Genomic DNA, 13,095 nt, shown 5'->3' with positions numbered 1-13,095 from the left:
ATGCCACAGGTCACCGTCACCCTCGCCGAGGGCCGCAGCCCGGCACAGATCCGGGAGTTGATCCACGAGGTGCACGAGGCGGTCCTGCGCACCGTGAACACCCGGCCCGAGTACATCCGTGTCGTCGTCCACGAGGTCCCCCGCACGCACTGGGCCACCGGTGACCTCACCCTCACGGAGATGGACGCCGCCGCACACGCCGCAGCAGAGGAGCAGTCATGAGGTTTTCGTTGTTCGTGCACATGGAGCGCTGGGACGAGGAGGTCAGCCACCGGCAGCTCTTCGAGAACCTCACCGAGCTGACGCTGATGGCCGAGGCCGGCGGTTTCGGCACGGTGTGGATCGGCGAGCACCACTCGATGGAGTACACGATCTCCCCGAGCCCGATGCCGCTGCTGGCGCATCTGGCCGCGAAGACCTCGGTCATCCGGCTGGGCGCGGGGACGATCATCGCCCCGTTCTGGCATCCGCTGCGGGTCGCCGGTGAGTGCGCGCTGCTCGATGTCATCAGCGACGGCCGGATGGAGGTCGGACTCGCCCGGGGTGCCTACCAGTTCGAGTTCGACCGGCTCGCGGACGGGCTGCCGGCGGCGGACGGCGGCAAGCACCTGCGCGAACTCGTCCCGGCCGTCCGGGCGTTGTGGCAGGGCGACTACGCCCACGACGGCGAGATCTGGCGGTTCCCGACCTCCACCAGTGTGCCCAAGCCGGTGCAGCGGCCCACCCCGCCCATGTGGATCGCCGCGCGCGACCCCGCCTCCCACGACTTCGCGGTGGCCGAGGGCTGCAACGTCATGGTGACCCCGCTGATGAAGGGCGACGAGGAAGTCGTCGACCTCAAGCGGAAGTTCGACACCGCCGTGGCGAACCACCCGGAGGTGGCGCGCCCCGAGCTGATGGTGCTGCGCCACACCCATGTCCACTCCCCCGACGACCCCGAGGGCTGGCGCCCGGCCGCCGAGGCCGTCAACCGCTTCTACCGCACCTTCGACGCCTGGTTCGGCAACAAGGCCACCCCCGTCAACGGCTTCCTGCCGCCCAGCCCGGAGTCGAAGTTCGAGGGCCGCCCGGAGTTCGCGCCGGAGGCCCTGCACCGCACCGCGATGATCGGCACCCCGGCCGAGGTCGTCGAACGCCTGCGCTTCTACCAGGAGCTCGGTGTCGACGAGTACAGCTTCTGGATCGACAACAGCCTGCCGCACGAGGAGAAGCGCAAGTCGCTGGAGCTGTTCATCAAGGAAGTCGTGCCGGCTTTCCAGTGAGCGTGCCCCGGCGTCCCGGCCGCCTGCCCGCGAGGCGGCGGCGAGGCTCCGGGCCGCACAGCAGCCAGCCGGTGAGGGCGGCGACGAGGCAGACGGCCCACAGCACATGGGCGTCGTCCCAGCGCGGGTCGCCCGGCGGCACGAACAGGGTGAGGTGGGGCGGGAGGAGCACCCCGGCCGTGATCGGCAGGGCCAGTACCGCACCCGCCACCGCCGGGCCCGGCATCAGGGTCGCGCTGAACCGCACGGTCGCGGCGGCCAGGGCGAGCGCCGACGCGGTGAACACGCCGGCCTCCACCGTCAGCGCGCCCGGCGGGAGCGCGGCCCACTCCTCGGGTGCGGCGCCCGCCCGTACGAGGGCCAGCACCGCCGCCCACCACACCGCGCACACCGGCAGGACGACGGCCACCCGCAGCGCCTGCCGCAGCGGGCGCGGCACGGGAGGGACGCCGGTGGTGTGCCGGGCCGGATCGTCGAGGACGAACGCCGTGCCAACCGCCCCGCACAGCGCGGCCACCCGCAGCAGGTTCACGAGCACCTCCGCCGGGAGGTCCGTCGAGAACAGCGCCGGTACGGCGGCGACGGCGAGTCCCAGGGCCCAGCCGGCGGCGAACGGGATCCACGGCAGCGACCGCGCCGTGGGCCGCACCAGGGCCGCCGTCACCAGGAGCCGTCGTCTCACGCGCACAGGTACTCCCGGTCGTCGGCGGTCTCGGCCGGGGCGGTGACGCCCAGCAGGGCCGCCGCGCGGTCGGTGGACGTACCGGCGGCGGACAGCTCCGCCCAGGACGCCTTCACCCGGCGCCCCACCTCCGCCTGCGGCGCGGCCAACAGCTCGTGCACCACGGCGAGTTCACGTCCCCGCAGGGCGACCGCGCCCGCCGGGGCCTGAATCACACCGGGGCTGTTGAAGCCCTCCCCGGCCTTCTCGAACATGGCCTCGCCGTCCCGGGTGCCGCGGACCGCCAGCCACACCAGCAGGACGCCCCGCGCGTCACAGTGCGCGCCCTCGTACCGCTCGTGTCCCACGACCAGTCCCCGGGCCACACTCGCGGCGAACTCCAGTTCGCGTTCGCCGCCCCACGCCGTCGTCGCGGTCACCTCGCCGGGCGCGGCGGGCGGGATCTCCGCGGTGGCCGACGGCCCGTCGAGCGCGGCGACCTGCTGCCGTACGGTCAGGGCCCGCGTCGTCCCGGTGCCGCCGGCCAGCGACCGGACGCGGTCCGTCACCCGGGCCCACTCGCCGATCCAGGGCGTGAACTCGGGGAAGGCGCAGTACGTCGTCGCCCCGCGCCGCTGGCAGTCCTGCGTTCTCGCCGGGTCACGGGTCGCCACCTCGCGTGCCTCGCGCACCGCGTCCGACGGCGCCATGCCCTGGAGGACCACGGTAGCCACGACCACTCCGAGCGCGGCCGGGACGGTGGCCCGTACGGCACGGGTCCGGCCGCCGCTCAGCAGGACCGCCCCCGCCGCCACCAGCGCCGCGAGCGCCAGCAGATACAGCGCGTGCCAGGCCGCGGGCCGCCCCAACAGCTCGGACGGGAGCGGCCGGGAGCCCTCGTCGAACAGCACGGGGGCCGTCCCGCGCAGCCAGGCCGGGCTCTCCGAGTCGGCGACGAAGACCATGGTGAGCGCCAGGAAGGCGATCACCGCCAGCGGCGCCGCGAACGCCGTTCTGAGAACCCTGCCGAGCAGTACGCCCACGGCCGCGGGCAGCAGGATCAGCAGCGGCCCGGTCGCCAGCTCGGACACCGAACCGTGGCCCACCGCCCCGGGCTTCAGCGCCGCCGCCGTGAACTGTCCGGCCACGATGAGCGCTCCGACCAGTACCGTCGGCAGCACCGACAGCAGATGGGCGACCGTGCGCCGCCAAGGCTCCAGGGCCAGCACCGCGAACGTCGCGTCCGTGCCCCGCCGGTGCGAGCGCAGCACCGCCAGGTTCACCGCGACCATCACCGCGAGCCCGAGCAGCAGTTGGCCCAGCTGGGTCTCGCGGTCGATGTCCTGGAGGACCGGATAGGCGTCCTCGGTCTCGCCGCTCGGCCAGAGCAGCAGCGCCGGATAGGCCACCAGGGCGAGCACGACGAGGGGGTGCAGCAGCAGGCGCCGCGCCTCCACCCGGGCCAGTGCGAGGACCGCCCGTCGGCCGCCGTGGACCGGCACCGGTGCCGGCCCGGTCGCGGGCGCGGGGACCCGGGTCCCGATCGACGCCGTCATGCCGCGACCTCCCCGGCCCGGTCGGCGCCGAGGGCCAGCAGGTAGCCGTCCTCCAGCGTCGGTTCGGCCGGGCGGGCGCCCGGGGGCGGGTCCCCGATGTTGCGGTACTCGCCCGTCCCGGTGCGCCATCCGGCGCGGGCACCCGGCTGCCGCTCCGCGCTGTGCCACACCCGGCCGGCCGCCACCGCCGTCAGCTCGGCGGCCGTCCCGTCGAACCGCACCTGGCCCCTGTCCATCACCACCACCCGATGGCACAGCATCGCCACGTCCTCGGTCTGGTGGGTGGACAGCAGCACGGTCCGGCCCTCGCCGGCGTCCGCGATCAACTCCCGGAACCGCATACGCTGTTCGGGGTCGAGGCCGACCGTGGGCTCATCCAGGACCAGGAAGCCCGGGTCGCCGACCAGGGCCGCGGCGAGCGCGACGCGCTGGCGCATACCGCCGGAGAGCCGCCGTATCCGTCTGCCGCGCACATCCGCGAGGCCGACCGCGTCCAGGACCCGGCGGGCCTCGGCGTGCCGGGCCCGACGGTCCGTCAGCTCCTTGAGGATCGCCACGTAGTCGATGAACTCGAAGGCCGTGAAGTCCGGGTGGAACCCCGGGTTCTGCGGCAGATAGCCCAGGGTCCGTCGTACGTCCTGCCGTCCGCGGACCGTCCTCGGGTCGTGCCCGAGGACGGTGAAGGCGCCGTTGTCCGGCGGGGTCGCCGTCGCCAGGATCCGCAGCAGGGTCGTCTTGCCCGCGCCGTTCGGCCCGAGCAGACCGGTGACACCTTCGGTGAGCCGGAACGTCACGTCGTCGACGGCCCTGGTGCCGCGATAGCTCAGGGTGAGCCCGGCGGCGGAGACCGAGGGGCGGGTCGGCGTCGTCCGGTCCGTCGGGGTCGTCCGGTCCGTCGAGGCGGTCCGGTCCATCGGGGTCGTCCGGTCCGACGAGGCCGTGGGAGGGGTGGGGCCCGCCGCGGGGGTCGAGGCCGAGGGGTGGGTCATGACAGCCTCCTGGCTGCGAAGCGAAGGGGTCGGAGGGAGGGGCCGAGCGGTCGGCCGCTCACGTCGTCGACGGCCCTGGTGCCGCGAAAGCTCAGGGTGAGCCCGGCGGCGGAGACCGAGGGGCGGGTCGGCGTCGTCCGGCCCGTCGAGGCCGTCCGCTCCGACGAGGCCGTGGAAGGGGTGGGGCCCGCCGGAGGGTTCGAGGCCGAGGGGTGGGTCATGACAGCCTCCTGGCTGCGAAGCGAAGGGGTCGGAGGGAGGGGCCGAGCGGTCGGCCGCTGTCGAAGCGGTCCCGGGCCGCGATCAGCAGAAGTGTCGCCACCGTGGCGACCGCCGCCGCCGCGCCCTGCCCCTCGGCGGTGAAGGGCAGCGGTGTGCCCGAGGCCGCCAGCCGGCTGAGCACCACCAGCGCGGTCCAGCCGGCGCCGACCAGCGCGGGCGCGAGGACCGGGCCCAGCCGGGCGGTCAGCGCGAGGCCCGTCGCGGTCAGCGCGAGCGCCGGCAGGAGCCAGCCGAGGGCGGCCGGCCCGAACGACGGCAGTGCGAGGCTCGCCAGCCCGCTCAGCACCGTCGTGGTCGAGAGCACGGCGACCGTCCGGACCATCAGCAGCCGGAAGGTGTGCATCGGCGCGACCACGGCCATCTCGTGCGTCGGGTCGAGCCCCGGCCCGAACGACACCGCCACCCCCGCCAGCGGCAGCAGCGGCGCGGTGGCCAGCAGCATCAGCGGCGACGCGACCAGCCCCACACCGACCGCGAGCAGCAGGGTGAGCGCCACCGCGCCGAGCCAGGAGCGGCGCAGCACCGGAGTCGCCGCGAGCAGGCGCGCGGTGTGGTCGGCGACCCCGAGCCGGAGCAGCAGCGACTCCGCGAAGCCGGGCCTCGGGGCGTCCAGTTCGGCGTCCAGCCGCGCCCAGCCCGCGTCGGTCTCGGCGCGGGGGACATGGGCCGAGAGCGCCTGTCGGCAGTCGCCGCAGGCGGCGAGATGTGTCTCGACGGACCACAGCCGGGGGGCCGCCAGCGTTCCGTGGGCGTACTCCCGCAGATCCCCGTCGTCGGCGTGCCAGCTCATGTCAGGCCCTCCCGCAGGTGCTTCCGGGCGCGCATGGCCCGGGTCTTGACCGTGCCCGGTGGGATGCCGAGCAGGACCGCCGCCTCACGTGTCGTCAGGCCGTCGATGACCGTGGCCTGCAGCACCGCCCGCAGCTCCGGCGAGAGTCCGGCGAGCGACCCGGCGAGGTCGCCGTGCCGCACCCGGGCGAGCACCTGCTCCTCGGCCGACTCCTCGTCGCGGTGCCGCAGCCGGGCGAGCGCCTGCCGCAGCCGCCCCCGGGCCCCGTCGCCCCGGAGCGCGTCCACCAGACGCCGCGATCCGATCCGCCACAGCCAGCCCGCCACATCGCCTTCGCGCCGGTAGCGGGCGGCGCCCCGCCACACGTCGAGAAAGGTGTCCTGTACGACGTCGTCGACCAGCACCGGGTCGGCGCACCGTCCGCGCAGCCGCAGCACCAGCCACGGCGCGTACCGCCGGTACAGCTCCTCGAAGGCCCGACGGTCCCCGTCCGCGACCGCCCGCATCAGCTCGGCGTCGCCCGGACTCCCCCGCTTCATCTCGCTCACACCCCCTCATCGGACGAGCCCCCCTCGACGGTTCACGGCGTCTTCCGGGAGCCTCTCCGACAGTGCCCCGTGTGCGTCCGGCGGCAGACCTTAACGCGGTCTTGACGCCTCCCGGCCCCGCTTCCCATGGCCTGGGCATCACCCCTTGCTTACGCTGATGCGGCGGTCCCCCGATGGCCGGAACTGTTCGTAGCACCGCACGTCTGGAGCGTTCATGGCCACCACGGAGGACAAGCGCGGCACCCGCCTGCGGGCGTGGATGCTGGAGGGTTTGTCCGACATGGGAAAGGGCGGCGGACACACCGGACCGCACGCCCGGCCGGAGCCCGCGCACCAGGGTCAGCGCTGGTGGCGGGTGATGTGCCTGACCGGCGTGGACTACTTCTCCACCCTCGGCTACCAGCCCGGCATCGCCGCCCTCGCGGCCGGTCTGCTCTCCCCCGTCGCGACCGTCGTCCTCGTGGTCGTCACCCTCGCGGGAGCGCTCCCCGTCTACCGGCGGGTGGCCGAGGAGAGCCCCCGGGGCGAGGGCTCGATCGCGATGCTGGAACGCCTGCTGACGTTCTGGAAGGGCAAGCTCTTCGTCCTCACCCTGCTGGGCTTCGCGGCGACCGACTTCCTGATCACCATCACCCTCTCGGCCGCGGACGCCTCCACCCACCTCATCGAGAACCCCCATCTGACCGACACCCTGCACGACAAGCAGCTGCTGATCACGCTCATCCTCATCGCCCTGCTGGGCGCGGTCTTCCTCAAGGGCTTCCTGGAGGCCATCGGTGTGGCGGTGGCCCTGGTCGCCGTCTACCTGGGGCTGAACGTGGTGGTCGTGGCGGTCGGCCTGTGGCACGTCGTCACCGAGGGCCATGTCGTCACCGACTGGTCGACCGCGCTCACCGCCGAGCACGGCAACGTCTTCGTCATGATCGGCGTGGCCCTGATCGTCTTCCCCAAGCTTGCCCTCGGCCTCTCCGGGTTCGAGACGGGCGTGGCCGTCATGCCGCATGTGAAGGGAGACCCCGGCGACACGGAGGAGAACCCCAAGGGCCGTATCCGCGACACCAAGAAGCTGCTCACCGCCGCCGCCGTGATCATGAGCGTCTTCCTGATCTGCACCAGCTTCATCACCACCCTCCTCATCCCGGAGAAGGAGTTCGAACCGGGCGGCGACGCCAACGGCCGGGCTCTCGCCTACCTCGCCCACGACTACCTGGGCAGCGCCTTCGGCACGGTCTACGACGTCTCCACCATCGCCATCCTGTGGTTCGCGGGCGCCTCCGCGATGGCCGGCCTGCTCAACCTCATGCCCCGCTACCTCCCGCGCTACGGCATGGCCCCGCACTGGGCCCGCGCGGTCCGCCCCATGGTCGTCGTCTTCACCCTGGTCGGCTTCCTCGTCACCTGGATCTTCGACGCGGACGTGGACGCCCAGGGCGGCGCGTACGCCACCGGCGTGCTGGTCCTCATCTCCTCGGCGGCGATCGCGGTCACCATCGCCGCCCGCAAGGCAGGCCAGCGCAACTGGACCATCGCCTTCGGCGTCATCTCGGCGGTCTTCCTCTACACCACCGCCCTGAACGTCGTCGAACGCCCCGACGGTGTGAAGATCGGCGCCTGCTTCATCGCCGGCATCATCCTCGTCTCCCTCCTCTCCCGCCTCGCCCGCGCCTTCGAACTGCGGGTGACGAGCGTGACGCTCGACGCCATGGCGGAACGATTCGTCCGCGACATCGCCCACCGCAGGATCCGTTTCATCGCCAACGAACCCGACAGCCGCGACCTGGCCGAGTACCGCGAGAAGATCGAGCAGATCCGTCACGACAACGACGTCCCCGTCGCCGAGGACTTCGTCTTCGTGGAGGTGACGGTGACGGACCCCTCGGAGTTCGAGGCGGGCCTGACCGTCCGGGGCGAGGTGATGCACGGCCGCTACCGCGTCCTGACACTGGAGTCCTCCTCGATCCCCAACGCCCTGGCCGCCCTGCTCCTCCATGTCCGCGACTCCACCGGCGCCCTGCCCCACATCTACTTCGAGTGGACCGAGGGCGGCCCCTTCGCCAACTTCCTCCGCTTCTTCCTCTTCGGCCAGGGCGAGGTCGCCCCCGTCACCCGCGAGGTCCTGCGCGAGGCGGAACGCGACCGGTCCCGCCGCCCCCGCGTCCACGTGGGCTGACCGGCGGCGCTCACCTCGGCCTCATCACCGTCCGATACGGATCTCGGCGAGCTGGAGACGGTACTTGGTGGTCTCGTCCGAGGCGGGCCGGCCGAGCCTGGTGACCCGCAGCCGCAGATGACGGCCGTTCGCGGAGCCGAGGGTGTAGCTCTGGGCGGCCCCGTTCGGGTTGGGTTCACCGGTGACGGTGCGGGCGGTGGTGTACGTGGTGGCGCCGTCGGCGCGGGTCTGGAAGGTGAAGTCGACCGGGAAACCGGCCGTACCGCCGCTCGCGGCGCCCGCATCCGTACGGGGGTGGAGGGTGACCGTGCCGATGGGCCGGTCGGCGCCGAGGTCGACCTCCACCCAGACCGGGTTCGCGCCGACATCCGCGGCGGGGAAGTCGATGCTGGTGAAGCCCTTGGCCCCGGCCACGCTGGTGGGGGCACCGTCCAGGACCCGCGTCCTGCCCCAGTCGCCGTTCTCCAGCGCGCAGTCGGCGGTGACGGTGGTCGCGGCGGTGGGGACGGTCAGCTCGGCCAGCTGGAGGCGGTACTTGGTGGTCTCGTCCGCGGCGGGGGCGCCGAGCCGCGTGGCCTGGAGGCGGACGTGGCGGGCGGTGACCGTCCGGAAGCCGTACGTCTGGACCCGGCCGTCGGGGTCGCTCTGCCCGGTGACCGTGCGGACGGTGGTGTACGCGCTCGATCCGTCGGGACGGGTCTGGACGGTGAAGTCGACCGGGAAGCCCGCGGTGCCGCCGCCGGCGGCCGGGGTGTCGGTGCGCGGAAAGAGGCGTACGGCGTCGAGGTCGGTGTCCGCGCCGAGGTCGATCTCGACCCAGACCGGGTTCGCGCTCACCTCTGCGGAGGTGAACTCGCCGCTGGTGTAGCCTCGCGCGCCGGACACGCCGGTGAGCCTGCCGTCGGTGAGCCGGTTCCTGCCCCACTCGCCGTTCTCCAGGCTGTTGTTGCTGGTGACCGGCCGCCCGAGGGCGAGATCGTCGAGACGGCCCACGCCCGTCGCCGTGAGCGTCCAGGTGCCCGGCTGGAGAAGGAAGTAGACATACGCGGAGTCCTTGCCGTCATAGCGCAGTCCGCCGACGTTCCCGGTGGCGGAGCCCGCGGTGAAGACGGTGGTGCCACCCGCCTCGATGACCGGGGACGCGCCGCCGTAGGTGGGCACACCGACCCGCGCGGTCGTTCCGCCCGGGGAGGTGAGGGTCACCGTCACCCGCGTTCCGTCTCGGGTGATGCCGAAGCGGATGTCCCCCTCCACCGTGGACGTCACTGTGCTGATCTTCGTGAGCGTGCCGGTCCGCGGGATCACCTCGTACGTCTCCCAGCCCGGCTCGGTGGGGCGGACACCGGCGGCATAGGCGGACAGGGCGTACAGCGGGCCGCCGTTCCAGGCGTGGTTGTCGGTGCCCGCGGCCTTGTCCCACAGCTCCCACAGGGTGTGGCAGTCGGGGTCGGCCACCTGGGCGGCGAAGCGGTTGCGCATCCGTTCCTCGGCGACCGTGGCCGCGCCCATGAGGTAGAGCGCCTCCAGGACGTAGAACTCCATGTAGGGGCTGGCGTTGAGGTGCGTGCGCAGTACCTCGGTGACAGCCCTGTACCGCGAGGCGGGGGCGAGACCGGCGACGACGGCCAGGCCGTTGGCGCGGTCGTCGGTGTCGTGGGTGTAGCCGGGTGAGCGGTACTCGCCGCGGGAGGGGTTCCACAGGACGCGGTCGAAGTTGGCCCGGATGCTGTCCCGGCGGGACGTCCAGCCCGCCACGTCCCCGGCGTTGCCGCTGAGGCCGGCGAGCTTGGCGGCGGTGTCCAGCGCCAGGTAGTACCAGCAGTTGTCCAGGACCCGGGCGTCGATGTTCGAGCCCCAGTCCTCCCAGTCCCAGTCCCCGGCGCGGTGGTTCACCAGGCCGTCGCCGTCCAGGGTCCACAGGTTCAGGTACTTCTTCACCGCCGGGTAGGCGACGGTGACGGCGTCCGCGTTGCCGGTGTAGAGGTAGTACGTCCAGAACGACCACACCGAGGCCAGCATCTGCACCGGCAGTTCGGCGGTCCAGATCGTCGTGGGGACCGGCGAGTACAGAGCGCCGCCGGACTTCTGCCAGGCGGCGAGCTGGGCGATGGCCTTCGCGCCGAGGGCGTGGGACCGGGTGTCGAAGGTGTAGAAGCCCTCCTTGAGCTGGTTGACCACGTCGCCCCACCACTGGGCGCGCTCACGGGTGGGGCAGTCCATGTAGTTGTCCCGCATGTTGACGTACATGGTGCGGGCCGCCTTGGTCCACAGGGTGTCCAGGAACGCGTCACTGCTGCTGAAGGATCCGGCGAAGTCCGTGTCGTACCCGCTCTCGCGGTACTTCAGCTCCAGGATGGTCACCCCCGCGGGGATCGTGTACCGCACCGCCGTACCGCTCATCCACGCCAGTGACTCGAACTCCTGCACGCCGCCGGAGCAGACATACGTGGCACGCATGTTGTACTGCGTGCCGGGCTCGATACCGGTCAGACCCGCGCCGTCGTCGTAGTGGTCGGTCCGGACGCCGATCACCGCGCCGGCGGGGGCGTCCACCTTCAGGAACGGGGTCACCTGGAGGTTGGACGGCAGGGTGGCCGAGATCGCGGTGGAGCCCTGGCCGGTGCCGGGCAGGGACGCGGCGTTGGTGTAGGACCTCAGACCGGAGTGGCGGAACTGCGGGATCGGCCGTTCGACAAGGCCGTTCCAGGGCGCGGAGCCCGCGGCACCGAAGTCGGCCGGCGCCGTCCAGCGGCTGTCGTCGAACCCGGGTGACCGCCAGCCCGTCATGACGGCGGCGGCGCGGGCGTCGTAGTGCACATTGGACTCGGGCAGCCGGAAGTTGACCTGCGTGCCGCTGGTGTCGTTCGAGTAGCCGGGGTGGACGGTGTGCTTCCAGCCGGTGTCGCTGACCAGCCGGGTGGTCGTCGAACCGGCCTCGATGTCCGACTGGAGGAGCAGTCCGCCCTTGCCGCTGCTGTTGTGCGAGAAGCCCTGCTTGCCGAAGTACCACACCAGCAGGGCAAGGGTGTTGTCGCCGCTCTTCAGGTACGGGGAGAGGTCGATCTCGTCGTAGTAGGTGTCCGTACGGTTGGGGCCGCGCTTGAGCCCGCCCTCGAAGACCACCAGCGTGCCGTTCACCCACAGCCAGTACTTGGAGTCGGCCGCGATCCGTGTCACCGCCCTCGACGGTGCGGAGGCGAGGGTGAACGATCTGCGGAAGGCCACCCACTGGTTCGCCGAACTGGAGGGCGCCCAGATCCACTTGGCGGTCCAGGCCACGGCCGCCGAGGCGGTGGCGGCGAGCCGGGGCAGCGTCACGGAGCCCAGCGTGGGAGCGAGGGCGACGGCTATGGCCGAACGCAGTGCGGACCGACGGGTGATGCCGGGCATGGGGGCTCTCCTCCACTGATTGAAACGTTTCAACCCGCGACACGGCTCCAGCGGGGCCCGGGGTCGGGCATCAGGGTGCTGATGCCGGTACTGGATTGTGTGGAACGTGCCACAAAGGGACGCCCAAAGATTGAGGTGAGGAAGGCGAAAACGTCAAGGAGTCTGCGTGTAACGTTCCCGAAAGGCCGGAAGCGGCGACGGTGCGGAGCGGCGGAGGTGGGCCGGGTGTCGGCGGCGGGCGGTTCGAAGCGGGTGACGATCGGCGATGTCGCGCGCCGCGCGGGCGTGTCGACCTCGGCGGTGTCGAAGGTCCTCAACGACGCCTACGGGGTGAGCCCGGCGATGCGTGAGCGGGTCCGGACGGCCATGGCCGAGCTGGACTACCGCCCGCACGCCGCCGCCCGCGGCATGCGGGGCCGCACCTACACGCTCGGCGTGCTCCTCGCGAGCATCCGCAACGCGTTCTACGCCGATCTGCTGGACGGCATGAACACCGCTCTGCGGGGCACCGAGTACGCGCTGTTCCTCGGCTCCAGCGGCTCCGCCGAGAAGGAGGACCAGACCCGGTTGATCCACGCCATGGTCGACCGGCGCATGGACGGTCTGCTCCTGATCGCGCCGGCCGTGCCCCGCCCCGAGGTGGTCCGTCTCGCCGCCGACGTGCCGACGGTCGTGATCGGCCATCACGACCCGTCCCCGGCCTACGACTGCGTGGTCAACCAGGACGGAGCCGGCGTCGACCTCGTCCTCGACCACCTCACCGCCCTCGGACACCGCGACATCGCCCATCTGTCGCATCCGACGGTGCGCGGCACACGCTGGGAACAGCGGCCGGAACACCACGTACGGGCCGCCTACCGCGCGGCGATGGCCCGGCACGGTCTGGCGGACCTGGCCCGGATCGTGCACTCGGGGTACTCGGACGAGGGCGGCTACCAGGGGGCCATGGAACTGCTCAGCTCCGCGCGCCCGCCCACCGCGATCTTCGCGGGCGCCGACGTCGCCGCGACCGGCGTCTTCCGCGCCGCCGCCGAACTCGGCCTGCGCATCCCCGACGACCTCTCGCTGGCCGGCTACAACAACACCTCCGTGGCCGCCCTGGCGCCGGTGAGCCTGACCAGCGTCGACCAGGCCGGGGCCATGATGGGCGAGACGGCCGCCCGGCTGCTGCTGGAGCGTGTCGAGAAGCGACGCGACCGCGCCGTCGTCATGGCGTCCACCCCTCGTCTGGTGCCCCGCGGCAGCACCGCACCGCCCCGCGCCTGACGCGCCCACGCGGGCCGTCGAGGCCGGTGGGACGTAGAACGTGCCACACGACGCAGCGGCGGCCGACCGCCGTGGGCTGCCCGCCGCCCCCGTCGCCGAGGAGGGGCACGGTGGTCGGTACGCTGCTCGTGGCCCGCGGCCGGATCGTCCGCCCGGATCGTCCGCCCGGGTCGTCGGTCCA

10 protein-coding genes are annotated in these 13,095 nt (G+C 72.6%); 4 read left to right on the top strand and 6 right to left on the bottom strand.

Translation table 11 applies throughout. The features are described from left to right. Together J8M51_RS30280 and J8M51_RS30275 are read left to right on the top strand one after the other, a co-directional pair. Window positions 1-222 carry a tautomerase family protein gene (locus J8M51_RS30280; RefSeq protein WP_086758396.1) on the top strand — a complete coding sequence of 74 codons (222 nt, stop codon included), beginning with the start codon at window positions 1-3 and terminating at the stop codon, window positions 220-222. Next, window positions 219-1,262: an LLM class flavin-dependent oxidoreductase gene (locus J8M51_RS30275; RefSeq protein ID WP_086758398.1), complete on the top strand. Its 1,044-nt coding sequence runs from the start codon at window positions 219-221 to the stop codon at window positions 1,260-1,262. The genes J8M51_RS30280 and J8M51_RS30275 overlap by 4 nt, the downstream gene beginning before the upstream one ends. Here the strand turns inward: J8M51_RS30275 and J8M51_RS30270 are convergent. The 5 genes from J8M51_RS30270 to J8M51_RS30250 form a co-directional block, all read right to left on the bottom strand. After that, window positions 1,234-1,944: an ABC transporter gene (locus tag J8M51_RS30270; RefSeq protein ID WP_179203226.1), complete on the bottom strand. Its 711-nt coding sequence runs from the start codon at window positions 1,942-1,944 to the stop codon at window positions 1,234-1,236. The genes J8M51_RS30275 and J8M51_RS30270 overlap by 29 nt on opposite strands. Beyond that, entirely contained in the window at window positions 1,941-3,479 is a 1,539-nt protein-coding gene (locus J8M51_RS30265; protein ID WP_086758400.1) for a hypothetical protein, read from the bottom strand. The genes J8M51_RS30270 and J8M51_RS30265 overlap by 4 nt, the downstream gene beginning before the upstream one ends. Continuing rightward, on the bottom strand, window positions 3,476-4,393 hold the full coding sequence (locus J8M51_RS30260) for an ABC transporter ATP-binding protein (RefSeq protein WP_267299715.1): 918 nt from the start codon (window positions 4,391-4,393) through the stop codon (window positions 3,476-3,478). The genes J8M51_RS30265 and J8M51_RS30260 overlap by 4 nt, the downstream gene beginning before the upstream one ends. 292 nt (window positions 4,394-4,685) lie before the next feature. Beyond that, window positions 4,686-5,540 carry a cupin domain-containing protein gene (locus tag J8M51_RS30255; protein WP_086758404.1) on the bottom strand — a complete coding sequence of 285 codons (855 nt, stop codon included), beginning with the start codon at window positions 5,538-5,540 and terminating at the stop codon, window positions 4,686-4,688. Next, window positions 5,537-6,079, bottom strand: coding sequence for an RNA polymerase sigma factor (locus tag J8M51_RS30250; RefSeq protein ID WP_086758415.1), 543 nt, complete (start codon window positions 6,077-6,079; stop codon window positions 5,537-5,539). Before J8M51_RS30250 ends, J8M51_RS30255 begins: the two co-directional genes overlap by 4 nt. A gap of 223 nt (window positions 6,080-6,302) precedes the next feature. On the opposite strand from J8M51_RS30250, the gene J8M51_RS30245 reads away from it, so the two are divergent. Beyond that, window positions 6,303-8,258 carry an APC family permease gene (locus J8M51_RS30245; RefSeq protein ID WP_086758406.1) on the top strand — a complete coding sequence of 652 codons (1,956 nt, stop codon included), beginning with the start codon at window positions 6,303-6,305 and terminating at the stop codon, window positions 8,256-8,258. A 24-nt stretch (window positions 8,259-8,282) separates the two neighbouring features. On the opposite strand, the gene J8M51_RS30240 is transcribed toward J8M51_RS30245, so the two are convergent. Next, window positions 8,283-11,648, bottom strand: coding sequence for an alpha-L-rhamnosidase-related protein (locus J8M51_RS30240; protein ID WP_086758408.1), 3,366 nt, complete (start codon window positions 11,646-11,648; stop codon window positions 8,283-8,285). Between the two features lie 216 nt (window positions 11,649-11,864). On the opposite strand from J8M51_RS30240, the gene J8M51_RS30235 reads away from it, so the two are divergent. Continuing rightward, on the top strand, window positions 11,865-12,914 hold the full coding sequence (locus tag J8M51_RS30235) for a LacI family DNA-binding transcriptional regulator (RefSeq protein ID WP_256965398.1): 1,050 nt from the start codon (window positions 11,865-11,867) through the stop codon (window positions 12,912-12,914). Window positions 12,915-13,095 lie beyond the last annotated feature (181 nt).

This window comes from Streptomyces griseiscabiei, from assembly GCF_020010925.1.
GTDB lineage: Bacteria > Actinomycetota > Actinomycetes > Streptomycetales > Streptomycetaceae > Streptomyces > Streptomyces griseiscabiei.
Note: the sequence above shows the minus strand (reverse complement) of the source record. Positions and strands in the feature narration are given on the sequence as shown.